Annotated in this window: 29 protein-coding genes; 4 read left to right on the top strand and 25 right to left on the bottom strand. The window is 72.3% G+C overall.

Annotation, left to right across the window (positions count from 1 at the left end):
- Positions 1-190 precede the first annotated feature (190 nt).
- The 14 genes from ACIPSC_RS35335 to ACIPSC_RS35270 form a co-directional block, all read right to left on the bottom strand.
- A complete protein-coding gene (locus tag ACIPSC_RS35335; protein ID WP_400832972.1) occupies positions 191-1,093 on the bottom strand; it encodes a DciA family protein in 903 nt (300 codons plus the stop codon).
- A complete protein-coding gene (locus tag ACIPSC_RS35330) occupies positions 1,090-2,301 on the bottom strand; it encodes a hypothetical protein (protein ID WP_400832967.1) in 1,212 nt (403 codons plus the stop codon). Before ACIPSC_RS35330 ends, ACIPSC_RS35335 begins: the two co-directional genes overlap by 4 nt.
- A gap of 1,200 nt (positions 2,302-3,501) precedes the next feature.
- Positions 3,502-3,864 carry a hypothetical protein gene (locus ACIPSC_RS35325; RefSeq protein WP_400832963.1) on the bottom strand — a complete coding sequence of 121 codons (363 nt, stop codon included), beginning with the start codon at positions 3,862-3,864 and terminating at the stop codon, positions 3,502-3,504.
- Between the two features lie 40 nt (positions 3,865-3,904).
- Positions 3,905-4,621: a hypothetical protein gene (locus ACIPSC_RS35320; RefSeq protein WP_400832958.1), complete on the bottom strand. Its 717-nt coding sequence runs from the start codon at positions 4,619-4,621 to the stop codon at positions 3,905-3,907.
- A complete protein-coding gene (locus ACIPSC_RS35315; protein ID WP_400832954.1) occupies positions 4,618-4,977 on the bottom strand; it encodes a hypothetical protein in 360 nt (119 codons plus the stop codon). Before ACIPSC_RS35315 ends, ACIPSC_RS35320 begins: the two co-directional genes overlap by 4 nt.
- Positions 4,974-5,546: a hypothetical protein gene (locus ACIPSC_RS35310; RefSeq protein WP_400832952.1), complete on the bottom strand. Its 573-nt coding sequence runs from the start codon at positions 5,544-5,546 to the stop codon at positions 4,974-4,976. The genes ACIPSC_RS35315 and ACIPSC_RS35310 overlap by 4 nt, the downstream gene beginning before the upstream one ends.
- Entirely contained in the window at positions 5,543-5,815 is a 273-nt protein-coding gene (locus tag ACIPSC_RS35305) for a hypothetical protein (RefSeq protein ID WP_400832947.1), read from the bottom strand. The genes ACIPSC_RS35310 and ACIPSC_RS35305 overlap by 4 nt, the downstream gene beginning before the upstream one ends.
- Before the next feature lie 17 nt (positions 5,816-5,832).
- Positions 5,833-6,336, bottom strand: coding sequence for a hypothetical protein (locus ACIPSC_RS35300; protein ID WP_400832943.1), 504 nt, complete (start codon positions 6,334-6,336; stop codon positions 5,833-5,835).
- Positions 6,333-6,725, bottom strand: a complete 393-nt coding sequence (locus ACIPSC_RS35295) for a hypothetical protein (RefSeq protein ID WP_400832937.1) — start codon at positions 6,723-6,725, stop codon at positions 6,333-6,335. Before ACIPSC_RS35295 ends, ACIPSC_RS35300 begins: the two co-directional genes overlap by 4 nt.
- Positions 6,710-6,997 (bottom strand): hypothetical protein, encoded by a 288-nt coding sequence (locus ACIPSC_RS35290; protein ID WP_400832932.1) that lies wholly within the window; start codon positions 6,995-6,997, stop codon positions 6,710-6,712. Before ACIPSC_RS35290 ends, ACIPSC_RS35295 begins: the two co-directional genes overlap by 16 nt.
- 28 nt (positions 6,998-7,025) lie before the next feature.
- On the bottom strand, positions 7,026-7,421 hold the full coding sequence (locus tag ACIPSC_RS35285) for a hypothetical protein (protein WP_400832928.1): 396 nt from the start codon (positions 7,419-7,421) through the stop codon (positions 7,026-7,028).
- A gap of 2 nt (positions 7,422-7,423) precedes the next feature.
- Positions 7,424-8,578 carry a hypothetical protein gene (locus ACIPSC_RS35280; RefSeq protein WP_400832925.1) on the bottom strand — a complete coding sequence of 385 codons (1,155 nt, stop codon included), beginning with the start codon at positions 8,576-8,578 and terminating at the stop codon, positions 7,424-7,426.
- A 104-nt stretch (positions 8,579-8,682) separates the two neighbouring features.
- Positions 8,683-9,174: a hypothetical protein gene (locus ACIPSC_RS35275; protein WP_400832918.1), complete on the bottom strand. Its 492-nt coding sequence runs from the start codon at positions 9,172-9,174 to the stop codon at positions 8,683-8,685.
- A gap of 397 nt (positions 9,175-9,571) precedes the next feature.
- Positions 9,572-10,636, bottom strand: a complete 1,065-nt coding sequence (locus ACIPSC_RS35270; protein ID WP_400832912.1) for a YaaC family protein — start codon at positions 10,634-10,636, stop codon at positions 9,572-9,574.
- A 120-nt stretch (positions 10,637-10,756) separates the two neighbouring features.
- Between ACIPSC_RS35270 and ACIPSC_RS35265 the strand changes: the two genes are divergently transcribed.
- Complete coding sequence (locus ACIPSC_RS35265) at positions 10,757-11,311, top strand: HNH endonuclease (protein ID WP_400832909.1); 555 nt, start codon at positions 10,757-10,759, stop codon at positions 11,309-11,311.
- A 250-nt stretch (positions 11,312-11,561) separates the two neighbouring features.
- On the opposite strand, the gene ACIPSC_RS35260 is transcribed toward ACIPSC_RS35265, so the two are convergent.
- Both ACIPSC_RS35260 and ACIPSC_RS35255 read right to left on the bottom strand, forming a co-directional pair.
- Positions 11,562-12,788 carry a tyrosine-type recombinase/integrase gene (locus tag ACIPSC_RS35260; RefSeq protein WP_400832905.1) on the bottom strand — a complete coding sequence of 409 codons (1,227 nt, stop codon included), beginning with the start codon at positions 12,786-12,788 and terminating at the stop codon, positions 11,562-11,564.
- Positions 12,789-12,931: 143 nt separating this feature from the next.
- Positions 12,932-13,450, bottom strand: a complete 519-nt coding sequence (locus ACIPSC_RS35255) for a hypothetical protein (protein ID WP_400832902.1) — start codon at positions 13,448-13,450, stop codon at positions 12,932-12,934.
- 237 nt (positions 13,451-13,687) lie between these two features.
- Between ACIPSC_RS35255 and ACIPSC_RS35250 the strand changes: the two genes are divergently transcribed.
- Complete coding sequence (locus ACIPSC_RS35250) at positions 13,688-14,101, top strand: hypothetical protein (protein WP_400832899.1); 414 nt, start codon at positions 13,688-13,690, stop codon at positions 14,099-14,101.
- Positions 14,102-14,174: 73 nt separating this feature from the next.
- On the opposite strand, the gene ACIPSC_RS35245 is transcribed toward ACIPSC_RS35250, so the two are convergent.
- Complete coding sequence (locus ACIPSC_RS35245; protein WP_400832896.1) at positions 14,175-14,609, bottom strand: hypothetical protein; 435 nt, start codon at positions 14,607-14,609, stop codon at positions 14,175-14,177.
- Between the two features lie 213 nt (positions 14,610-14,822).
- Between ACIPSC_RS35245 and ACIPSC_RS35240 the strand changes: the two genes are divergently transcribed.
- Positions 14,823-15,941 (top strand): helix-turn-helix domain-containing protein, encoded by a 1,119-nt coding sequence (locus ACIPSC_RS35240; RefSeq protein ID WP_400832889.1) that lies wholly within the window; start codon positions 14,823-14,825, stop codon positions 15,939-15,941.
- A gap of 141 nt (positions 15,942-16,082) precedes the next feature.
- Here ACIPSC_RS35240 and ACIPSC_RS35235 read toward each other — a convergent pair whose 3' ends face one another.
- Entirely contained in the window at positions 16,083-16,475 is a 393-nt protein-coding gene (locus tag ACIPSC_RS35235) for an ATP-binding protein (RefSeq protein WP_400832884.1), read from the bottom strand.
- A gap of 172 nt (positions 16,476-16,647) precedes the next feature.
- On the opposite strand from ACIPSC_RS35235, the gene ACIPSC_RS35230 reads away from it, so the two are divergent.
- Positions 16,648-17,409, top strand: coding sequence for a GntR family transcriptional regulator (locus ACIPSC_RS35230; protein WP_400832880.1), 762 nt, complete (start codon positions 16,648-16,650; stop codon positions 17,407-17,409).
- A gap of 73 nt (positions 17,410-17,482) precedes the next feature.
- Here the strand turns inward: ACIPSC_RS35230 and ACIPSC_RS35225 are convergent, their stop codons facing one another.
- From ACIPSC_RS35225 to ACIPSC_RS35195, 7 genes are read right to left on the bottom strand one after another with little or no spacing between them, the layout of a single operon-like run.
- Entirely contained in the window at positions 17,483-17,809 is a 327-nt protein-coding gene (locus ACIPSC_RS35225; protein ID WP_400832878.1) for a hypothetical protein, read from the bottom strand.
- Positions 17,806-18,030, bottom strand: coding sequence for a holin (locus ACIPSC_RS35220; protein ID WP_400832875.1), 225 nt, complete (start codon positions 18,028-18,030; stop codon positions 17,806-17,808). Before ACIPSC_RS35220 ends, ACIPSC_RS35225 begins: the two co-directional genes overlap by 4 nt.
- Positions 18,031-18,032: 2 nt before the next feature.
- Positions 18,033-19,040, bottom strand: coding sequence for an N-acetylmuramoyl-L-alanine amidase (locus tag ACIPSC_RS35215; RefSeq protein WP_400832872.1), 1,008 nt, complete (start codon positions 19,038-19,040; stop codon positions 18,033-18,035).
- A complete protein-coding gene (locus tag ACIPSC_RS35210; protein WP_400832869.1) occupies positions 19,040-19,183 on the bottom strand; it encodes a hypothetical protein in 144 nt (47 codons plus the stop codon). Before ACIPSC_RS35210 ends, ACIPSC_RS35215 begins: the two co-directional genes overlap by 1 nt.
- A gap of 22 nt (positions 19,184-19,205) precedes the next feature.
- Positions 19,206-19,790 (bottom strand): hypothetical protein, encoded by a 585-nt coding sequence (locus tag ACIPSC_RS35205; protein ID WP_400832867.1) that lies wholly within the window; start codon positions 19,788-19,790, stop codon positions 19,206-19,208.
- Positions 19,790-20,875, bottom strand: a complete 1,086-nt coding sequence (locus tag ACIPSC_RS35200) for a hypothetical protein (protein WP_400832865.1) — start codon at positions 20,873-20,875, stop codon at positions 19,790-19,792. Before ACIPSC_RS35200 ends, ACIPSC_RS35205 begins: the two co-directional genes overlap by 1 nt.
- A complete protein-coding gene (locus ACIPSC_RS35195) occupies positions 20,875-21,930 on the bottom strand; it encodes a hypothetical protein (RefSeq protein WP_400832863.1) in 1,056 nt (351 codons plus the stop codon). Before ACIPSC_RS35195 ends, ACIPSC_RS35200 begins: the two co-directional genes overlap by 1 nt.
- Positions 21,931-21,933: the final 3 nt, after the last annotated feature.

The raw sequence follows: 21,933 nt of genomic DNA, 5'->3' as shown, positions 1-21,933 counted from the left end.
CCCCGGGTCGGCGGCGCCAGCGCCGGCGTCGCGCGGGGCGCAGGACGGGTGGTCCCGCTTCCGCCAGCGTCCTCCCGGGCTCTGACACTCAGCCGGCCTGGCGGGCCAGCGGATCTTTGCGGTCGTGGAGGCCGAGCTCCGGTCGAACCGCCCCCGCCGGATTCTTTACCGCGGTAAAGAATCGGCTCCCTCAGGCGACCCGGGTGTGGAACAGCAGGGCGGGGTCGCCGGCCTGGGGGCGACTGCGGTGAGCGTGCGCGACGGCGGCGGCCGCCTGGTGCCGGCGCAGGCTGTCGGCCGGATCGATGGCCTGCTGTTCTCGGACGGCCTGCCAGGCGGGAGCGTCCTCGCTCTCGCGCAGCGCGTCACCACGGGAGGGCTGGGCTTCGGCAAGGACGTCCCGGTCGCGCACGCGGGTCCAGCCCGGATCGGTCTCGGACTCGCGCAGGTCCGGCCCGTACGGGCGCAGGCGGGCCCGAACGGTTGCGATCCGGCGGACCTGCTCGGCGTCCTCGACGGCCCTGCTCTGGGCCCTGTGGGAGCGCCACTCGGCGAGGGCCTGCGCGGCTGCGGCGTGCGGGCCGCGGTCTGGGCCGGCCGCCGCGTGCTCCGTTCGGCTACCGGCCGGCGCCTCTGGCCCGGTGCGCGGGGTGCCGTGGAGGGCTCCGGGCGGCAGGACGCGCAGCGCGCACACCAGGTCCCGGCCGAGCTTGTGGTTGATCCGGCCCACGATCTGGCGTTCCAGCAGCCGCAGCTGGGTGGCGTAGGCGGGGCTGGCCGGGCGCAGGTGCAGGACCGCGGTGGCCGGGTCGAAGCGTTCCGCGGCGACGACGTCGGCGAGCTCCGGCGCGATCGTCGGCCAGTCCGCGAGCAGGTCGCCGCCGGCCGCGTTCAGGTCCAGGCCCGAGCGCTCCAGCAGCGCGCTGATCGCACCGGCCAGACTGACGGGCTCGCGGCCGGAGGTGATCCGGGTGTTCTGGAGCCGGCGCCGCTGCGGCTTCGGGGCCTCGGCCTTGCGGGTCTTCGCGGCCGCCCGCGCCGCGGCGAGGGCCTGGCGGGCGATGTCGGCTCCGGTGGTCTGAGGGTCGGTCACAGGGCACCTCCGAGGAACGCGGCGAAGCGGGCGTCGACGGCGTCGTCGCCGGTACCGAAGCTGGCGCTGACGCCACCGGACAGGTCGTCCTCCCCGCGGGCGCGCTGACTGGCGGCCAGGCGGGCCTGCCCGCCCCGGACACCGGCCACGATCCGGCTGGCGACACCCGCTTCGACGGCTCCGGCGAACGCGTCGGGGCTGATCTCGGCGCGCGCCTTGGCGTTTGCCCGCACCCGGTCCCGGTGGTTCTCGACACCGCGGGCCCGGACGGCGGGGTCGGCCCACAGCAGCAGCGCGGTGCGCAGCCGGGAGGCGACCAAGCCGGAGGGCCGTCGCACGTGCTCGGGCTCGTCGATCAGGGCCAGCCACGCCTCGACCTCGCTGACGGTCCAGCCGGCGTCGGACACCTCGCTCAGCACCCACGCCAGCCGCTCGACGGCCTGACGCTGGTCACGGCGGCCGGGGACGGTCAGCCACAGCACCCGCTTGCGCAGCTCGGCCGCCAGCTGGAACCGGCGGCCCACCTTGTTCCGGACATGCCCGCGGTCTGCCTTCTTCGTGCTGCCGATCCGACGCTCCCCCTCAAGACGGGAAGCGGAAGGTGAGTGGGCAACAGAAGGCAGTACAGAACCACCCACCATTGGGGTGCAACGCGTCCTCGAGGCCGCGGCCTTCTTCCGGCGCCGACGGACGGCCTTCGTAGCAAGCTTCCCGAGCCGGCCGATCGCCGTGCGACCGGCCGCGGTGATGCCGACCATGCGCCGGGTCGGGCCCTCGCCCGCGGTGCGGATACCGAGCGCCTCGTCGAAGCCGGCCGGGATCGTCAGCGCGAAGTGCGAGGTGCGCCGCTCCACCCAGGTGCGGTCCTCGGTGCGCGGGAGCCGGGTGCCGACCTCGACGTAGGCGAGCAGCCCGGTGTTGCGCAGGTGCGCAAGGTGGTACTGCACCGTCCGTTCCGACACCTTCAGCACGCGCGCCAGGTACGCGACGCCCGGCCGCACCTCGGTCAGCTTCGTCAGCTCCTGCGCGACCTGCAGCGTCGTCGGACCGAACTTCGGGCCCTTCGCCGGCACCGGGGCGGCGCCCGTGCCGTGCACCCAGTGGACCGCCTGCAGCCAGCTGTAGGTGTCGGTGACGATCCGTCCGGAGGTCGTCGACACCCACTGCTGGGCGTGCGGGACGGCCGTGGAGGGTGTGTTCTGAGACACATTGGGGGGGAAATCGGCGCCGGAGGCCACGTCGATGTGGCAAGGCAGCACGACAGCATGCATCATTACTCCTAGTTCGGAGTTCCGTGTGTGGACACGACGAGGCCCCCTTGGGGGCTTGGGCCCCTGTGTGGGTCTTTCGGAGATGAAGTAACCCGCCCGGTTGAGGGGCGGTGGATGCGTCCCGCAGGGGCCGGCTGGTAACCGGGCCTGGTGGGACACCGCGGCAGGAGTTCGGGTTGGTAGCCCGGACAGGCGCAGCGGGTGTAGTTGAGGGCCGTCAGTGTCCTGGTGTTGGTAGCACCGGGGCGAGCTGGACGGCCGGGCGGCAGGAACCTCAGGAGTAGAGGTGGCCCCGCCCAGCGATTCCTACGTCATGACCACTCCCTGAGGGATACGCGTGAAGCCCGCGACCCCGGTGTGGGCGGCGGGAAGCCTGAAGGTCTGCGGGCGGCGCCCGGTCGTTACCTCCGTAAAGCCGGCGAGCGAGTTGTCCATGGACAACTGACGGCCGGCGGTCCGGCCCTCGAGGGCCTTCCCGTTTTCCATGGAAAACGGGAGCGTGCCGTCGGGGCGCGGGGTGGTGGCCGGCGGTCGGTGGGCGCGGGCCGGGGGGTAAACCGGGTTTACGGTCCGAGGTGCCGGGGGGTGCTGTGGCCGTGCTTGGTGGGCGGCGGCCGGGCCGGCGGGGACGGTGCGGGAACCGTGGGAGAGGGTGGTGGTGGCCGCCCGGGTGACGGTACGCCAGGACCCACCGAGCACCGGCGGTGCGATGTTCACGCCGGAGTGGTGGGTCCGCCTAGCCGTGCACCAGGGTGCACGGGTACCATCGTTCACGACGACCGTCCTTTTCACGGTTGTCCAAGGGGTCCGTTCTCCTCCACCACGGCGCGCCAACGCCGGAGGGGATACAGGGCCCCACACTCATGTCTGGAGCAGTATTGCGCAAAGCACTACACAGTGTGAAGCGCTCCCGCTGGCGCCAGCCTATCGGTTTTGCCCGGCCGCGTGCACACTCCGCGCCGCGCGTCCACCCGGGTTGACGTTTCGTCCGGTCTGACCGCAATTCAGCAGGCCGACCCTACCGCTCGCCGGCCGTCCGGCCCAAGCCTCGCGGCACTCGAATACTTTGACGTCCCACGCGTCACGTCAAAGTAATGGCGCCGCCATGGCCGCAGGGGTGCCCGCCCCGACCCGGTCTCAGCTTCCTGCGGGGGAGGGGCCCTCGGCGTAGCGGGGGTGGAGTTCCCAGCCGTTGGGGCGCGGCACGATGTCGGCGTGGTCGTGGATGACGGGGCAGGGCCAGGGGACGGGGGTGCCGGCCCAGTCGGTGCAGAAGGCGCAGCGGGTGGGGGTGAGGCCGGTGTCGGGCCCGGCGACGGGGCTGTGGAGGGCGAGGACGTCGGCGAATCGGTAGGCGCGCACCTCGTCGTCCTGCGGGTCGCCGGCCCCGGTGGCGACCGCGGGCTCGGCGGTGTTCGCGTCGGTCGGGTCGGCCGCGGTGACCAGGTCGTCGGCTGCGTCGTCGGTGGTGGGCTGGGTCGGGGCGAGGGCGGTGGTCATGGCGGGGTCCTTCTGGTGGGCGCGGATCAGGAGAGGGGTGTCAGGCCGCGGTTACGGCGGGTCCGGAGGACGGGAGGGTGATCGCGCCGACGGTGAGGCCGAGCTCGATCCATCGGTGCCGGGGGATTGCGCGCCTGCAGCCGGCGCAGCGGATCTCGGGGATGCGGGGGTCCATGCGCATGACGGCGCCGCAGGTGGGTGCGTTGGGGTCGTCCTCGTCGTAGCCGAGCGCGGGGGCGGGGCAGGGGTAGGGGACGGTGACGCGGGGGTCGCGCTCGCCGGTGATCGCGGTGGTCATCTCGCCGGTGAGGCGGCGCAGGTCCGCGTGCAGGGTGGGGGTGTCGGCCTCGCGGGTGTGGCAGGCCCAGGTGAGGTTCGCACCGAGGAAGGCGAGCACCGCGGTCAGGGTCTGGCCCGGGTCTCCGCGGAAGGTGGCGATCGGCCAGCCCAGGGTGCGGCGCCAGTCGTCCTCGTGGACCTGCAGCCGGGTGGTGGCGTCGCCGGCGAGGAGGCTGATCGCGGCGAGGCTGCCGGGCGCCGCCGACCCACCCGGGTGCCCGCCGCCCCCGCCGCCGTGGGGGCGGGTGGGCTTGCCGGTGTGCTCGGGCAGCTGCCGCCACAGGTCGGCGACCTCGCGCAGCAGGTCGGCGATGGCGTGCTGGCAGGGCAGGCAGGTGGTGCGGCCGGTGAGCGCCTCGGCGTTGTGCAGGGGCCGGGCGCAGCAGGCGCACGCGTCGCCGGCGGGCGAGTCGGTCACGGGGTGGTGCTCCTTCCGAGGCGGCGGGCGTTCTCCCAGCTGCGGTAGCGGGAGCACCAGCGGGGCAGCGGGATGGGGATCAGGTGGCCGTCCTCGGCGGTGAGCCAGTGGCCGGCCTGGGTGGCGAGGGTGCGGGCCAGGAGCAGGGGCGGTTGGAGGTCGGCGGCGCGCGCCGGGCCCCAAGCGGCGTCGCGGTCGTGGGCCAGGCGCCAGATCTCGTACTCGGCACCGGGGTGCCAGCGCGCGCCGGCGGCGGTGCGGCAGATGTCGGCGAGGGTCTCGTGGAGGACGGCCGCCGACCCGCGCAGCGCGGTCGCCACCGGCTGCGGCCACGGGGGGCGGCCGGTGGTGGTCACGGTGTGCCCGCCTCCCAGGGCACGTCGACCTCGGGGCGCGGCCCTTGGGTCAGCGAGAGGAAGAGCTTGGAGCGGGCGACGGCTGGGTCGTCGGCGTCGTCGAGGAGGCGCAGCGCTCGCAGGAGCAGGGCGCGGCAGAGGGCGCGTTCGCGGGGGTCGTCGATGGTGGTGCGGTCGATGAGGGTGGCGGTGCCGGGGTCGGCGTGGATGTAGGCGATGGTCGGGCCGGCGGAGAAGGCGATGCTGATGCTGTCGGATCGCCGCGATGCGGGTCGGGTCGCGGGCGACGTCACCCCTGCGGGTTCGTGGGTGGTGGGCCGGCGGGTGGTCGCCGGGGCGGGGTGGGCCTGGTCGGCGTGTGCGGCGGCTTCGGCCTGGCGGGCGAGGGCGGCGGCGCAGTCGGGGTGGGTGAGGTCGTCGATCACGGCCGCGTGGGCGTCGTCGGTGCAGGCCGGGCAGGGGACGAGTCCGACCTCCGGGTCCCTGGCCGGCGCGGGCTGGGCGGGCGTGGCGGCGGCCTGGGCGCGGGCGGCGTCGAGGAGCGCGGCGACGTTGCGGTGGATGGTCATGCGGCGGCCTCGCTGTGCTGGTCGGTGTTGGCGGGGGTGAGGGCGGCGACCTGGGCGTCGCGCAGGGTGGGTTGGCGGTGGGTGTGGCCGGGGGCGGCGAGGGCGCGGATCCGGGCGGCGGCGTGCATGTTGGCCTGCCAGTGCCCGCCGTGCCCGGCGTGCTGTTCGAGGTCGTCGGCGAGGGCGAGGAGATGGTCCACCAGGGCGTCGCGCCGGCGGCCGGCGCCGGGGCCGGGGCCGGGTATGGGGGTGAGGGGGGCGGGGCGCACGAGGGGCTCCTTCGGCGTCAGCTGGCGCGGGCGAAGTGGACGGCGTGGCCGAGCGCGTCCTGCCGGGACGCAGCCGCGGCCGCGGGGTGCTGGCGCGGTGGTGGTTGGTGTCCGGGGACGGTGCGGGGCCGGGCGGGGGTGAGGTGGTAGTCGGCGTGGCAGTGGGTGCAGGTGGCGCCGGTGTCGGTGAGCTGCAGGGCCCGCCGGCCACAGCCGGCGCACGCCGGCCCGGCCGGCACCGGCGTCGGAGCGGGGTTGGTGGTCTGGGCCTTGGCGGCGGCGAGGGCGGCGGTGACGTCGGCATCGAAGGCGGGGTCGCGGCGGCGGGTGTTGTGGAGGGTGGCGCGGGTGATGCCGACGGCGGCCGCGGCGGCGGCGAGCGTCGCCCCGCCGGTGAGCGCGTCGAGGACCAGGCGGCGCCGGGCGGGGGTGAGCTTCGGTGGCTGGCCGCGCCGCGCCGGCTCCTCCCACACGACCGACCCGGTCCGGCCCGGGGTGCGCGCGGCGGGCGGGTGGGTCACCTCGGGCCGCCGGCGAGGTGCGCGGCGTCGTCGGCCAGGCCGCCCATCGCCGCCCAGCCGGCCGCGTACAGGTCGTCGGCCGCGTGCTGCAGCTCGCCCGGGTCCCAGGCGCCGCGGCGCCGGCGTTGCCCGGCCCACAGCCCGGCGGCCGCGCCGGCGGTGAACACCAGCCGGTCGCGGGCGGGCCCGGGCGGCACCTGGGGGGCGAGGACGTCGACGAGAGCGTCCGGGCTGCCGACGTGTTCGAGCAGGCCGGCCGTCATCAGGCCGCCGAGGATCTGCGCGGAGCCGACGAGCAGGCGCCGCCCGCCGCGGTCGACCTCCTCGATCTCCCGCCCCACCACACCGCCCGCAGGGGTGTCGGGCTCGTTCGTCACGGTCTCTCCCATCGGGTCTCCTCGCGTTCCCACAGCAGCAGGTGCAGGCGCTCCAGCCCGCGTTGATCGGGGGCGTCACGGTGCTCGATGGCCGCCGCGGCGGCCTGGGCCCACTCGTCGACGGCGCCGCGCAGCTCGACGACCTGGGCCTGGGCGGCGAGCTTGTCGTGGCGGCGCTGGAGTTGCTCGCTCGTCAGGGCGCGCCGCCAGCGCTCGCGTTCCCACCACCCCAGGGCGGCGGTGCCGGCGAGGAGGACGGCCAGGAGGGCGACGGTCAGGCCCACGCGGTCCTCCTCTCCTGCGGCGGGGCGGTCAGGGGCGGTACCGGCCCGGGTCGGTGTCGGGGTCGGTGTCGTAGAGGGGGCCGAGCAGCGGCAGCAGGTCCTCGACGACCGTGGCCGCCTCCCGGACGGCCTGCAGCCCTGCGAAGCGGTCCGTGGCCTGGTCGGGTAGCAGCGGTGCGTACCGGACCGGCGCGGTGCCGCCGCCCTGCCGGGGCAGCATCGGCGTGTGCTCGGCGGCCTCGCGCGCCAGGCGTTCGCGCTCGGCGTCGTCGTAGCGGCGCAGCGCGGCCCGGGTCTCCGCGCGGATGCAGCGGCGCAGCCACGCCGGGTAGAGCCGGCAGAACCCGATGGTGAACAGCACCATGACGGCGACGACGGCGAGACTGGCGGCGGCGATGAGCCGGGCCACGGTGGCATCGGACATGGTCAGGCCTCCTTCAGGGAGTTGCGGCGTGCGGTGAGGAAGGCGACCTGCTCGGCGAGGAGGTCCTGGATGCGGCCGCGCTGCTGCGGATCCCCGGGGTGCGGGACGACGTCGTCGAGCAGCCCCTTGGCCTTGGCCTCGGCGAGCGCCATGCGGGTCGGTTCCAGCTGCATCCAGCCGTTGCGCATCCGCGCGGTGAACGCCGCCACCACCTCCGCCCGCCCACCAGCCCCGGCCGTGTTCGCGCCGGTCCCGCCGGCCCAGGTATCGCCGACGCCGGCGCCGGGCCCGGGGTTCGGGCTGTCGCCGCCCGCGGCCGGGCCGGGGGCGGTCGGGGTGGGCAGCGGATGCAGCGCCGCCGGGCCGCGCCCCGCCGACGCACCGGCCGCGAGGAGCTCGATCTGGGTGTCGATGATCTCGCCGAGCATCCGCCAGTCGAACTCCGCGACCACGTGCTCGGCCTGGCCCTGCTCGACCACCTCCTCCCGCAACCGGGACAGGCCACGCACCGACCGCCACAACCGCGGGTCGTCGGCCAGCCGGGCGGCCAGCACGTCACCGGGCGACGGCTCGTCCTGCACCCGAACCCCCGAGCCCGCCCACAGGTTCAGTGCCATCCCGAACCGCATGCCCGCGTTGCGAATCGCGTCGCCCACCAGCTCCTTGACGGCCCGGGTCCCGGCCGGACGCCCGGCGGCATCGCCGTAGCCGAGCCGGCTGATCCCGCACACCGTCAGCCGGATCCACAGCCCACCGAACCGGTCGATCCGCGGCAGCCCGTCCTCCGTGTACGCCAGCGGCTCCCAGTCCCACAGCGGGTCCACGTCCAGCAGCCGGGCCGTCGCGGCAGCGTGCCCCACGTAGTCGAGATGGACGTGCGCACTCGTCAACCGCCCCCCGCAGGTGCCGCAGTCGGCGCGCTCGTGCCGCGGACACACCCGGAAGGAGGCGGCGCGGCACGCCTCGCACGTGATCTCCGGACGCTGTGACACCTCCTCCGGCGGGAACGGCTCCCGCAACCGCGCCAGCGCCTCGCGCTGCGCGTCGCCTCGGGCCGGCCGGGCGGTGCGGGGGCCGGCGGGGTGGTGGGTGGTGCGGCGGCGCCGCGGCCGGGGGGAGGGGTGCGGGTCGGCCGGGGACTGGTGGGGATCTGCCATGGGTCACCTCCACGGGGCGGCAGACGAACAGCGGGCTGGAAACGGCGGAGGGCCCGCAGCGCCGGTGCGGCGCTGCGGGCCCTCAGGGGGGTGGTGCAGGGTGGTCAGTCGGTGTTCTCGGCCGCGGGGGCCGGGTACTTCTCCTCGATCCAGGCAGCGGCGACCTTGGCCGGCGTCGGGTCCCAGCCCAGCCGTTCGGCGTTGGCGGCCACGTAGGCGGCGACCTCTGCGGTGCGTGTGGCCGGCATCCGGACGGTCCTTGTCGTCCGGTCGGCGGCACCCTGACCGTAGGCGGCGCGGCGCGGCGGGGACGGTACCCACGTGCCGGCGAGCAGTGCCGTGAAGCCGTCGTTGATCTCGTCTTCCATGGTCCGGCGGTGGACGGCCGCGGCGGCGGTCTGGGCCCGCGTCCACGCGGACTTGGACACGTACGTCGGCATGTTCGGCGTCAGGTTGTGTTCCGGGTTGGCCGACTTGCGTTCCAGGAGCTCGTCGATGGCGGCGGCGAGGTCGGGCCTGTTGTGCGCCCGGAGCGCCTCGGCGGCCTCCTTGACCTTCTTGCGGAGGGTGCGGGGGTCGGTCGGGCCCTGGGGCACGTGGTGTCCTCGATTCGGCGGTGAGCGCCGTTCCGAGGGTCGGGGCCGGCCGGGCGGGCGCGAGCGGAAGCTGTCCACGCGAAGTCTCTCCCGTCTGTCTATTGCACTGCAAGCGGATCGGGTGAATGGTCATCGACACCATCCCACGAATCCTATTGCAGTGCAATAGACAACGGTGGACACCCGCACGCACCCCCGGGAACGCGAAAGGACCGACACCCCAAACGAGGTGACGGTCCGAACGTGCGGCCAGCATAGCCCGATCTTCCGGCAAACCGGAAGACCCGACACAGCGAGCTGCCAGGTCCCTGGTGTCTGGGGTCGGGATGAGGAGCCGACACAGAGGTCCCACTGACCTGCAAACACCTACCGAGCCGATTTCGGCACCCGGCGGGCCTCAGGCCAGTTCGAGGAGAGCTGAGTGGATCAGCTTGGGCACAGTGGTCAGCGCCGCATCCAACACGTGCTCCAGGGCCACCGCGTGTCCGCTGCTGTTCACGTCGATGTGCTTGGCCCAGCCGACCGGTTCGTATCGGGCGAGCATCGACAGCGCGTAGAGCACCAACCACCAGACCATCAACGGGTGCAAGGGGCGGTCGTTCCCAGCGACCGCGGGCATCAGGTACAGCCGGCCGTTGTACGGCGTGGCCACGGAGGCGATCTTCGCGGCGCACGCGCTCTTTGTCGCGACATCGACTGGCCATCCGAGTCGGACCTTGAATTGATCAATGAGGAAACGGAACGAGGAGTCGCCGCTTCCTCGGTGCGCGACAGCGCGGTAGCCAGCAGCGTGTGGGTAGTGGGCCATGAACGAGTCGAAGGCGACATCGACTGGTTCGGGTTCGACGCTCATCAGCTGTTCAAGGGGCCTCCCCTGCACGGACAGCTTGGTGATCGAGTCAGGAACGCCGGCAAGGAACGTCTCTGCCATCGGCTGGTCACCGTCGACCTTCCAGTCAGATGGAAGGAGCTGCAGCAAGGGCGCGGCTATCCGAGTCGCGCGGAGTGGACGGCCCTGTGCCTCGGGTATGAGCTCCCAGACGTCGCCGAGCGTGATCGGGTTCGCCTTGCCCGACGGGATGGGCGCCGAGTTCAACAGCTGACTGAGGCTGGTGAAGCTACCGCCGTCCTTATCGGTCTGGACGATCGGCAGGTCCGGAAGCGTCCCTGACAGATCGGGGGCGCTCAGCCCGTGGGAGCTCAGCTTCCAACCAGGCCCAGGAGGTGCCGGTGCGGTGGCCGCCAGGGCACGTCCTGCCTGGCTAAGCCCATAGAAGACCAGTAGCGGTCTGGTGGCGTACCCAACGTGCGCGGCAGCGGTGAACAGTTGCTCGGCCTGTTCCAAGCCCGCAACGTAGACGGCCTTGCGTCCGCCTCGTAGCGCATAGCCGGGCGGGGAATGCCTTGTCGCGCGCAGGTCCGCCCACGCCGCGGCGCCGTCTGCCGCCTGCCCCGAAGTCACGTGCAGAGTGTAGTGCTTGGGCAGGGAGCGCAGATCAACTTCGACTGAGGGCTCCAGTTCACACCGGCCCGAGGTCGAAGCCTGACGACGTCGGCAGGCCCGGGGCCATACGCTTCCGTCATGCCAGAAGGACGCCCCGCCATACCCGCCGAGCTCCGCCGCCGAGTCCTCGTCGAGGCCGGCCACCGCTGCGCCATCCCAACCTGCCGCCAACACCCCGTCGACATCGAACACATCGAAGACTGGGCGAAGGTGCAGAAGCACGAATTCGAGAACCTCATCGCGCTGTGCCCCACCTGCCACCGCCGCAAGGGAAACGGCCCCGACCAGATCGACCGCAAAGCCCTGCGCCAGTACAAGGCCAACCTCGCCGTCCTCAACAGCCGCTACGGCGACCTCGAACGGCGCGTCATCGAACTCCACGCCCGGGCCCTGCAGGACGGAACCGCCGACCCCACGAACCCGCCGCTCTTCGGGCTCGGGACGGGCTCCGTCTTCCACCTGATGTACCTGCTCCAGGACGACTACCTCAAGCAGGTTCCCTGGCCGGGCGGACAGATCACCTTCGGCCCCCTACCGGCCATCGAGGGCTACCAGTTCACCCCGGCCGGCAGCGAGTTCGTCCTGCGCTGGGCCGCGGCGCAGCCCCTCGACCTGCCCGCAGACACGCAGTAGCGGTCGGTTCCAGGTTCCCGGCCGGGCGTTCCCGGCAACGACCAGCGGCCGAGGAGCAAGCTGGTTCGGCAGGTGCGCTGCGGGCACAGAAGCGGCGGAGCCCCACCGGGAGGTCTCGGTGGGGCTCCGACCTCCTTGTCGGCGGGTAGTGCTAACGGCCCCGCGGAAGGGCGATGGTCTGGCCGGAGGTGTTCACGTCCATCCGCTCGTCAGACTTGCCGGTCCTCCTGGTGGTCGTCAGGATGTGTGGTCAGAACATCCGGATCTCGTCGGCGCCGATCAGCTTCGATCGGCCGGACTCCTCGGTGGCCGGAGGGCCTGGGGCGAAGATGGACGCCCCCTCGTCAACGAGCTGGGCGTTCCTGGAGGCGGTGTTGCGGCGGTTCCAGTAGCCGACGGTGGTCGCCGGATTGTCGTGGTCGGCGAACGCCTGGACCTCGGCGAGCGGCACCTTGGCGTCGAGCATGTGAGTGATGCGGCTGGCCCTGAGGACATGCGGGGTGACGTCCCGGCAGACCTTGCAGGTCCGGAAGGAGTGCCGGGGCCGGTCCTCCTGGCCGACGGGGCGGCGGCCCCGGCCGGTGTAGGCGTCGGGGCAGGTGAGGATGCGCGCCCAGCGGCCGAGGCGGGTCAGCAGGTTGTCGACGTCGTGCCGGGTGAGCCGTTCCCCGTCGTTGCCTACCAGGAGCGGCCCGGTGGTGCGGCCGCCGACGTGGGCCGCCAGCATCGCGGCGACGGGTGCCGGGATCGGCAGGATGCGTTCCTTGTTCTCCTTGCGGGTGACATCGACCAGGGTCCGCCCGCCGCGCCGAATCAGGTCGGTGACGTCGGCCGCGCACATCTCGCTGACCCGGCCGGCCAGCGTGTAGAGCAGTTGGAGGACGAGGCGGTCGAACTCCCGGTCCGCGGCGGCGCACAGCCGCTGGATCTCCTCGATCTCCAGGACTGGCGTCGACGTCGAGGTGTTGCCCTTGTCGACCCTGGGCCGGTCGTCCTGGGTGACCGGGTTGCGTGGAAGGTCGTCGGTCCGCTCGGCGGCGTACTTGTGGAGCGACGACCAGGTGTTCAGGTAACGGGCGATGCTGCGCGTCGAAGTCTCCTCCGCCTCGCGGTGCACGCGCCAGGCGCGGATGTGGTCCGAGGTGAAGCAGCCGACGAACAGGCGGTCGTGGCCGAGCGTGCGGGCGTACGGCGCCCACACGGTCCGAAGGTCGTCCAGGTAGCTCCGCTTCGTGTTGACGCTGCCCCGCCGGGTCGAGGTCAGCCAGTCCAAGGTGAGGGCGAACGTCTCCTGCGTGACGTCCTCGGCGAGCAGCTCCAGTCGGGACATGCGGACGAGGGTCCCGTCGGGCCTGCGGACCCGGACAGTGCCGAGGTCGGCGTCGAGCTTGCGGCGGATCGTGGCGGCGATGTCGTCGGCGGGCAGAGCCAGCGCTCCGCCTCCCGAACGAACGTTCAGAGAGGGGGTGTCGACCATGCCTTAAAAGGTACCGCATAAGGGAACGTTATGCGTGTCACTTGCCTTCAAGGGCAGTCTGTTGACCTCTCGTCACGCAGCAGAGAAGTCCGGCGGTCACACTGACCCACCGGACTCCTCCGATCGCCGGGCCCCTTGGGGTGCTACGCCGACTCGACCGTCGGACGCTTCCAGCACGCCTCATGCTCCTCGGGCATGCTGACCGATTCGCCGTCGCCGAACCACTCGGCGCCGCACTTGCAGCGGCGGGCCCACAGGGCCGTGCCGCCATTGACGGCATGGTGCTGCACCACGTGCGTGCCCCGCAGGTTGCCCGCGAGGAGAGATTGGGCGGTCAGGAGCTGGGTGGCCGGCACAGTGACCACCCGAACCGTGGCCTTGGCGATACGGGAGCCGGGGGCACGGTCGAGTTCCGAGTACATGCGCTGGTGCTCGGACGCGTTGACCGCCATGCCGTCCAACAGGAACACCGGCTCGACCTTGGTTTCCTCGGTGTCGGCGTGCTGCCGGGACACGAGTGCCCAGGAGACCAGCCTGCAGACGTCGGTGCGAACCACGTACTCCCCGGTGTCGTGGAAGTACTCGCGGACTGTCGCGTGGACGACCAGCCCGGGGGTCGCGGGGATGATGCTCTCGATGCGGTTCTCGAACGGCTCTGCCATGAGGGCGACTTCTCTCTTGGGTAGTGACCGGCGGGAGGGATGGCCGCAAGGCAGCCCGGGGCGCCAACGGCTGACGGCCCTCGATATCGATGCTGAGGCTAGGCCCAGGTGGGGCGTGGCGTCTCGTCCAATCCCGTCAGTACCCGCAACACGCCAGGTCCGAGGGCCGTGACATCTTCTATCGGACGTCTACCGGTGTCTTTTGTAAGAAGGCTCCGCTGTGCGAAGGTCTTCTCCGTGCGCATCACCATCACGGTCGAAGACCCCACCCCCGAGATCGCAACGTTCCTCCTCGCCCTCGCGAGCCAGCCCACCGCCACCGTCACCACCGAGCCGGACGACCGCTGGACACCCGAACGCGCCCGTGCCTACTACAACCTCCTGCCGCCCCGGGCCAGACAGATCCTGCGCACCGTCACCGACAACGACGGCCACTGCGACGCGACCAGCCTTCGCCAAGGAGAGCGGAACCTGCGCGGCACCACCGGAGCCTTCCGCCGGATCCTCAACGAGGGCGCACGCAAGGGCCTCTGGCCCGACGCGCTTCCCGTCCCGGTCCTCTCCGTCCGCTACAACGGCGCAGTCGCCAGCTTCTCGGCCGCCCCCGACACTTACGAGGTCTTCGCCCAGGCCCTACAGGACGGGGACTGAAGACATGTGCGCCGGATCGTGCGGTACCGGCGGTTGCGACTGGCGACAGGGTGCTTACGGAACCCCGGCAAGATCAATTCGTGGAGACGGCGATGATGGCGCCTACGCCAACAAGGATTGCGAACCACAAGAGCGCTCTGCTGATCTTCGTCACGCGGCCCGGGTTCCAGAGTTGACCTGCGTATGCCTGGACAAGCGTTTCAACGTAGAGCTGAACCATCACAATCACCAAGATCCCTACCGTGATTGCTCCAGGAAGTCCGGCGACCCATCTGATGAGGGCAGGTGGGTGGGCATTCTTGGCAGCGATCAACGCGGCGACCTCAAGGAGAGCCATAACGGTTAGGTTCCCCATCTGAAAGTAGAGGTCGGCGTCGTGCCAGCCTGCCGGTCCACGCCCCTGCCTAATGCGAAGATCATGCTGATAGTGGGCCTCCACGACGATTGCCAGAAGGATCACAGGGATCACCTGAGCAAGTAGAGCGGCGAACGCCTGGTCGTTAGTCATACCGTGATCGTCACAGGCCGGTATTGGCATTGAAGCGAAGTCGGTTTGCTGGGCCTGCGCCTAGCCTCAAGAGCACCCGCTCGGACGAGGATGGACGTCTTCCAGAAGCGGCATGGCCTCGGCTCTCGCCAGACCTGTTGGTCAGCCCGGCAAGGCGCTGGAGCCGTTGAGTAGCCCGACGCCGCACCGGCCGACGCCCGTACGCTGGTCGGCATGACGACGAAGGTGCCCGACGCGCTGCTGGCCGACCTCGACGCCCTTCGGAGGAAGGCCGTCGAGGACCCGGCCGTCGCCACCTCCCAGTCCCGCATCCGGCGCGCCAGCACCGTGATCGGCCTGCTCAAGGCTGCCGGCCGCGACTGCACCCCCGCGCAACTCAGCAGCCTGCAGAACCTGTTGGACGCCGACACCATCGGCCACCCCGACCAGCCGGACACCATCCTCGGCCGGGCCGTCACCGGCCGCTACCGCACCAAGCGGCCGCTCGACGGGCCGCTCGCCGTCGCCGCCCAGCGCCACCTCATGGACGGCCTCGCCGACCTCAACCGCGTCGCCGGCAACCCCCCGTACTGGTGGCAGGCCCGCGGCAAGCGCCCCTGGACCAAGCACACCCGCACCCCCATCGACCAGACCGGCCACACCGTCCTGCGTCGCGCGCTCAGCGACCCGGCGACCCATCCCCGCTGGGAGCCGTTCCGCCTGCGCACCCTCCTCGCCGTGGAACTCCTGTGGGCCACCGGCGTCCCCTGCGAGGGTCTGATTGCGATCGACACCACCGACCTCGCCGACGACCACCGTGCCGTCACCGTCACCATCAACCCGCCCGGCCGCACCCAGCCGTGGACAGAACGACTCCCGCTCACCGAACAGGCCCGCGCTGCACTGCAGTTGTGGCTGCCGGTGCGGCGCGCGGTCGTCGCCGAACACCTCAGGGCCGGCCCCGATGCCGCCGCGAACCAGGCTCTGCTGATCACGCTCCACCCCACCAGCGCCGACCTCCCGGACGGCCCCCGGCTCATCCCGCCCGGCATGCGGATCACCCGCGCTGGCCTCGAACTCAGCTACTCCACCTGGGCCCGGCGCCTCAACGCGCTGCACCACGGCCAGAAGGGCTGGCCGGTGCCCACCACCCTGCAGGGCCTCGGCCGTGGCGGGGCGATCGCGCGCGGCGCCGAACCGGCGACCGGGAAACGCGCGCTCACCAACGAAGACGCCGCCGAGATCACCCGCCGCCTCGACGCGGGCGACACCCTCACCGCGGTCGCCGCCTCGTTCGGCGTCAGCCGGCCCACCGTGTACGCGGCACTTCGACACGCAGCGAACCAGGCCTGACCAGGGGAGGAAGGCCTTGCGGTCAGCGAGGGACGGAAGCCAGTACCTCGGGCACGTACCGACGAACGTTCGGGAGGCGGTGTTGCGGAGACCGGGATTCGTCAAGATCACGACATTACTTTGACGTGACCGGCGGGAACGTCAAAGAATCCCCGGAGTCGGGCCCGGGAACGTGAGGTCCACCCAGAGCGTGGTGCCCCGGCTGGTGAGCTCGTGCCCGACGGTGCCGAGCGCGGCCACCACGACCATGCCGATCCCCGCGCTGCCGCGGCCCAGGGCCGGCGGTGACGCCGAAGTGCGACCGTTGTCCGCGACCACGATCCGGCACCTGGAGGACTCGATCGCCGCCACCCTCACGCACATTTCGGTCGGCTGGTGGGAGAGCGCGATCGTGACCATCTCCGATACCGCCAGCTCCGCATCGTTGGCCTTGCCCCGGGGCGCGTTGGGCAGGAGGTCCGTCCAGCAGGTGCGCACGAACTCGCGGGCCTGACCCACCGATTCACGGGCGCAGGGCAGCTCCAGCTCCCTCATGCGGGAACCCACGTCCACCAGCAGCCTCCAATACTGGCCCCCCGGTCTGTGCACCCAGAGTGACCCTTTGCGCAATGCTTTGCCAGCCTGCCCTACCAGCCGTGATGCTGTCCATTGACATGGGAATTGTGCCCCCCACGGGGGACACACGGGGACTGCGGAGGGCGTGCCTGTGCCGATCGAGCGATCGTCCTCACCCCGCTATGTGGAGATCGCCGCGGACCTGCGTCGCCGTATCGTCGACCTCAAGGAATGGGCGCCCGGCGAACGCATCGCCTCCCACAAGGAGCTCTGTCAGCACTACACCGCGTCCGACAGCGTCATCCACGCCGCACGACGACTCCTCCTCGGCGAAGGCCTCATCGAGAGCCACCCCGGAGCCGGCTCCTACGTCCGCCGCAACCGGCCGCTGCGCCGCATCTCCCGCATCGACCGGACGGCCGACGCCGGGCCGGAGATGGTCCTGCTCCGGGACCAGGAGCAGAACGCGGGACGCATCGGCAACTGGGCGGTGCGCAGCCAGCCGGTGGTGTCCAACCAGGTGATCGCGTCGCTACTGCGGATCGAGTCGGGCGAGCGGGTGGTGGAGAGCGTCTACCAGTACCGGGCGGGCGGGGCGTTGGTGCGGCTGACGACCTGCTGGGAGCCGTACACGGTCGTGGGGGACACCGCGGTGATGCTGCCCGAGAGCGGGCCGCTCGCGGGTCGGGGCGTGGTGGAGCGCATGGCGGAGCTGGGCGTGGTCATCGGGACGGTCCAGGACGAGGTCACCGCCCGCGCCGCGAGCCCCGAGGAGGGTGAGCTGCTCGGCGGGGGCACCGGGGTGCCGGTCCTTGAGGTCACCCGCACCTACAGCGACGACAGCAGCCGGCCCGTCCACGTCGAGCGCAGCATCGTCCGCGGAGACCGGGCCACCCTGCTGTACCGCACGTAGGTCTGGGCGGGTCCGGCGACGGCGAAGCGCCCCCCGCCCGGGCGCGTGGCCGGGGTGGGGGGCGTGGTGGTGCTCAGGGGCGGATCAGCGCGATGACGGCGACGACGGTGCCGGCCAGGCCGCCGAGGACGGCGATGGTGGTCATCGGCCAGCGGCCGCGCTTCAGCGCTTCCACGTCCGCGCGAAGGCCGGTCACGTCCGGCTCCGACAGGGCGGTCTGCTCCTGCGTGCGGAGACGTGCCTCGTGGTCGGCGATCGCGGCTCTGTGCTCCTCCTGGCTGGAGAGCAGCCGGTCGAGCTTGCCTTCCATGCGGATCTGGCCGTCGGCGATCCGCCTCACCTCCGCGTGCGTCTGCGCCGGGCTGATGTACACCCCGGAGTCCGGGGCCGGACTGGTCACTCACGGCTCCGGCCGAGCAGGGCCGCGGAGTTCGGGTCCCCGACCAGGGTGGCGAGGGCCCCCTTGACGAGGGACAGGGCTGCCGGGATCGCCGCGATGGCCGCGGCACGCATCGCGCCAAGGTCGGTCAGGTCGAAGCCGGACGCGGTGAGCAGGCCGAGCAAGGTCACCACGTAGGTGGCGAGGGTCCGCTCGGCGAGGTCGAGCAGGTACTTGGGCATGATCAGTTTCCCTTCGGGGTGGTGGTGGGGGCGACGGTCACCTGGACGTGGAGCGTCCCGTCGGCGAGGGCCTGCCGAAGCTCGTCCGGGGTGAGACGGGCCTCGCCGATCGCGCCCATGAGCTGGTCCTGGAAGACGTCCTGCCAGATCACGTACCAATAGGCCTCCTTGGCGCCGTCGGCCGGCATGGTCCAGGAGCCGTCGGGCTGCTTGGCGAGGGTGGGCAGCCGGTGCTGCCACACGCTGTCGCCGACGGCCTGGGCGAGCGCGGCGCGCAGGTCCGGGGCGAGGTCGCCCCACTCCTCGACGGCCTCGCCCTTGAGGACCCGTCGCAGGAAGTGCAGGACGGCGTAGGCGTGCGGGTCGCGGACGGCCGCGCTGGCGGTCTCCTCGCGGATGATGCGGCGCAGAGCGTCCTCGCTCCAGGGCATGTCGTCCTCCTCGGTGGGCGCCGGCGGCGCGGGGGTGGTGGGTGGGGTCTGGCCGTTGGCGGCGGCGATGATCCCTGGCATGATCACGTCGTGGAACTGGCGGACCCGGGCGTCGCCGGGGCAGGCGGTGCCGCCGTCCGACCACTCCGGGAACAGGCGGTGGTAGCCGAAGCCGGGGTCGGTGGCGCTGCGGCAGACCCGCAGCGGGATGCCGTGCTGCTGGTGCAGCCACACGCCGAGCCGGATGATCGCGGCGATCTGGGCATCGGTCCACGGGTCGGTGTGCTGCAGGTTGCTGGCCGACTCCAGGCTCACGGCGCCGGTGCCGTCCGCCCGGCGGTTGGCGTACATGTTCGCGTCGGCCTTGGTCTCGGTGCCGATGAACTGTCCGAGGCTGCCGTCGTAGCCGAGGCCGAAGTGCGACTCGAGGTTGGTGGAGTCCCGCCAGTACTCGAGGATCCGCTGCGGCGTCCACGGCGCGGCGATGCTGTGCAGGATGAACTGGGTCGGCCGGATCGCCGGCTGCTGGTCGGACTCGGGCTGGAGCTCCATCTTCTGGGCTCCGGGGTACCAGGCCATCACGGCTCCAGGGGCGGGTCGGTGGGTTCGGTCGGCTGCTCCGGCTCCGGGTCGGGCTCGGGGGGCGGGGGCTGCTCCGAGATCGGGCGGGGCAGCACGACGTCGGCGGAGCCGGGCGGGCCCGTCGGCGGTGGTGTGGTCACGGGGTTTCCTCCCGAGGGGTGGTCAGGACTGGAGGCCGGTGGAGGCGAGCACGGCGACGCGGACGTTGCCGGTGCCGGCGGTGCGGCGGGCCTGGACGCGCAGCTCGATCTGCTGCTTGAAGTCGCCGGTCAGGGCGAACGGGCCGATGGTGACGGCGGCCTGCGAGAACGCGACAGCGGTGGGGCTGCCGATGACGCGGCCGGCGACGGTCACCTGCAGTTCGCCGGTGGTGCCGGACACGTCGGTGGTGTGGCCGATGGACACGCTCGCGTAGGGCTGGAGCTTGTAGATCGTGGCGCGGTGGATGTCCTCGAACGTGCCGCTCGTGGTGGCCAGCCAGTCGGTGTACCGGGCGGGCGCCCAGAGCATGGACAGGTACGGCAGGGCGAGGCCCTGGCCGGCGATCGCGTCCTCGGCGACTACCGGGTGGCCGGCCTTGTCGTACAGCTGCCAGGCGGTGCCGAGGCTGAGCGCCACGCTGGTGTCCGTGCGGCGCAGGTAGGGCAGGAGCTGGGCGGCGCGCTCGCCGGTGGAGCGGCGCAGGCGGTCGATGGTGCGGCCGATGTCGGCCAGGCCGCCGGGTAGCTGGTCGCGGCGGGCCGTCATCAGTCCTCCAGCAGGATCGGGGAGACGCGGTCGGCGGCGGTGTCGAGTTCCCAGGCGTAGGCGCGGCCGAGCACCGTCACGCCTCGGGGGTGGCGGGGGCTGGAGTCGACGACGAGGGCGACGCTGTCGCCGAGCGCCCACTCGGTGCCCAGGCGCGGTGCGGCGGACGCGGCGGCCCGAACCGTCCAGGCCGGGGAGCCGCCGCGCAGCAGGGCAAGGGTCTGGGTGGCGTGCGCGTCGAGCTGGTCGGTGCTGGTGATGCCGGCGCCGGGGCTGTAGCGGTGTTCCCACAGGCACCAGCCGGACGCGAGCAGGTCGGTGTCGGTGTGCGCCGTGGAGGTGAGGCGGGCTGCGCCCTGTTCCTCGCCGCGTGCGACGACGGAGTTCGCGCTCTTGCCGCGTTCGTGGGACTCGGTGAGGGTGTACTCGGCGACGCAGCCGGGGAGGTCGAACACCGCGGCGGGCAGGGTGCCCGGGGCGGCGACGGCGCCGATGGTGGGCCGGATGCGCAGCACGAGGGCGAAGCGCGTTTGGGCGGCGTCGCCCCACACCACGTCGACGGTCCACTCGGGGGCGCCGGCCATGCCGTCGAGTTCCTGCAGGCAGGACAGGACGGTCTTGTCGTCGGTGTCGAGGACGGTGTAGTCGGCGAGGGTGCCGCTCAGGGTGGTGTCGATGCTGAACGGCGGGCCGCTGGTGAGCAGGGGCTGGGCGACCTGCGACATGATCGTGGTCAGGTCCGTGGCGGTGCCGGTGTAGGCGGTGTAGCGGCGGTCGAGGTAGGCCTCGGGGGTGGCGGCGGCGATGGTGACGGTGTCGGGGCTGCCGCCGGTGCGGACGAGGGGGATGCCGCCCCACAGCGGGATGCCGGTGGTGGTGTCCACGGCGACGAGGAGGGTGCGCGCGGGGTCGGTGGCGGCTTCCCACTCGGGTGGGGCGCCGCCGAGGGCGAGGTCCAGGTTGCTGCTGGTGACGGCGCTGAGCCTGCGGGGCAGGGCCTGGGTGGCGCGCAGGGCGGGGAGTTCCTCGGCGATGCGGCCGGTGCGCAGGTCGGCGCCGTACCAGGCGACCTCGACCGCGGTCATCAGGGCGCCTCGTAGGTGACGTTCCAGATGAGGACGTTGCCGGCTGCGGATGCGACGGGCACGGTGGCGCTGACGTTGTCGCCGCTGGCGGAGGAGAAGGTGGTCTTGCAGATCAGGGTGGCCTTGTTGCCGTCCGAGGGGTTGCAGGACACGTCGCCGAGGTAGTTGTTGCCGCCGGCGATCAGGTTGAAGCTGCCGAGGCGGGTGAAGTTGGCGCCGGCGGTGGTGACCTGGGCGACGGGCATGCTCAGGAACCAGAGGCCGGTGCCGCCGTTGGTGGTGCTGCCGATGGTGAACTGGCCGGACCAGAAGACCTGGTTGCCGATGCGGGTCCAGCGGGAGTTGATGGTGCCGTTGCCGATGGAGGCGCCGCCGCCGAGCGCGGTGAACACGGGGGTGAAGCTGGCGCTGTCGCCCTGGGCGGCCCAGGAGGTGCCGTTCCAGTACTCGGGGCAGCCGCGGACGGTGTTGTAGCGGGCCTGGCCGGTGTAGGTGCCGGGGGCGGCGATGTCGGTGGCGCTGGAGACGGGCAGGATCCCGCCCGGGGCGACGGTGATCTGGCGGATCGCGGTGGAGACGGTGGCCGAGCCGGTGCCGCCGCCGCCGGTGTTGGGCACGTTGATCGTGGCGAGCGGGATGTAGATCTCGGTGGCGCCCGGGGTCGGGATCGCGGGGCTGCCGGACGGGGTGCCGGTGAGCAGCACGGTGTCGGCCTTGCGGAGGCCGGAGGAGTCGACGGCGGTGTCCCACACGCGCAGGTAGACGAGGTCGATCCGCGCGAAGGAGGCGTTGGCGGCGGCGAGGGTGCCGGGGCTGGTGGCGGCGAGTTGGGCGCGGTAGAGGCCCTGGCCGGCGCGGGTGAGGGTCGCGGTGCCGGCGGTGACGTTGACGGTGGTTCCGGCCAACGACACGGCGAATCCGGCGTCGCCGGGGCGGATGCCGGCGCGGGCGCCGAGGGCGGTGCCGTCGGCCATGACGAGCGCCGAGTCCATCTTGCGGAGCTCGGTCTCGTCGTAGCTGATCGAGGGGAGCCAGAGCGGATCGGTGGCGACCATGCA

Source organism: Kitasatospora sp. NPDC090091 (genome assembly GCF_044747365.1).
GTDB lineage: Bacteria > Actinomycetota > Actinomycetes > Streptomycetales > Streptomycetaceae > Kitasatospora.
The sequence above is the reverse complement of the archived record's forward strand: the minus strand, read 5'-3'. Positions and strand labels throughout refer to the sequence as shown.

Excerpts from the sequence above, each read along its gene's own strand:
- ACIPSC_RS35280 (WP_400832925.1), bottom strand. The coding sequence starts at position 8,578 with ATGGCAGATCCCCACCAGTCCCCGGCCGACCCGCACCCCTCCCCCCGG.
- ACIPSC_RS35200 (WP_400832865.1), bottom strand. The coding sequence starts at position 20,875 with ATGACCGCGGTCGAGGTCGCCTGGTACGGCGCCGACCTGCGCACCGGC.
- ACIPSC_RS35260 (WP_400832905.1), bottom strand. The coding sequence starts at position 12,788 with ATGGTCGACACCCCCTCTCTGAACGTTCGTTCGGGAGGCGGAGCGCTG.
- ACIPSC_RS35195 (WP_400832863.1), bottom strand. The coding sequence starts at position 21,930 with ATGGTCGCCACCGATCCGCTCTGGCTCCCCTCGATCAGCTACGACGAG.
- ACIPSC_RS35325 (WP_400832963.1), bottom strand. The coding sequence starts at position 3,864 with ATGACCACCGCCCTCGCCCCGACCCAGCCCACCACCGACGACGCAGCC.
- ACIPSC_RS35240 (WP_400832889.1), top strand. The coding sequence starts at position 14,823 with ATGACGACGAAGGTGCCCGACGCGCTGCTGGCCGACCTCGACGCCCTT.
- ACIPSC_RS35255 (WP_400832902.1), bottom strand. The coding sequence starts at position 13,450 with ATGGCAGAGCCGTTCGAGAACCGCATCGAGAGCATCATCCCCGCGACC.
- ACIPSC_RS35310 (WP_400832952.1), bottom strand. The coding sequence starts at position 5,546 with ATGACCATCCACCGCAACGTCGCCGCGCTCCTCGACGCCGCCCGCGCC.
- ACIPSC_RS35265 (WP_400832909.1), top strand. The coding sequence starts at position 10,757 with ATGCCAGAAGGACGCCCCGCCATACCCGCCGAGCTCCGCCGCCGAGTC.
- ACIPSC_RS35245 (WP_400832896.1), bottom strand. The coding sequence starts at position 14,609 with ATGACTAACGACCAGGCGTTCGCCGCTCTACTTGCTCAGGTGATCCCT.
- ACIPSC_RS35215 (WP_400832872.1), bottom strand. The coding sequence starts at position 19,040 with ATGGCCTGGTACCCCGGAGCCCAGAAGATGGAGCTCCAGCCCGAGTCC.
- ACIPSC_RS35205 (WP_400832867.1), bottom strand. The coding sequence starts at position 19,790 with ATGACGGCCCGCCGCGACCAGCTACCCGGCGGCCTGGCCGACATCGGC.
- ACIPSC_RS35285 (WP_400832928.1), bottom strand. The coding sequence starts at position 7,421 with ATGTCCGATGCCACCGTGGCCCGGCTCATCGCCGCCGCCAGTCTCGCC.
- ACIPSC_RS35220 (WP_400832875.1), bottom strand. The coding sequence starts at position 18,030 with ATGCCCAAGTACCTGCTCGACCTCGCCGAGCGGACCCTCGCCACCTAC.
- ACIPSC_RS35235 (WP_400832884.1), bottom strand. The coding sequence starts at position 16,475 with ATGAGGGAGCTGGAGCTGCCCTGCGCCCGTGAATCGGTGGGTCAGGCC.
- ACIPSC_RS35295 (WP_400832937.1), bottom strand. The coding sequence starts at position 6,725 with ATGGGAGAGACCGTGACGAACGAGCCCGACACCCCTGCGGGCGGTGTG.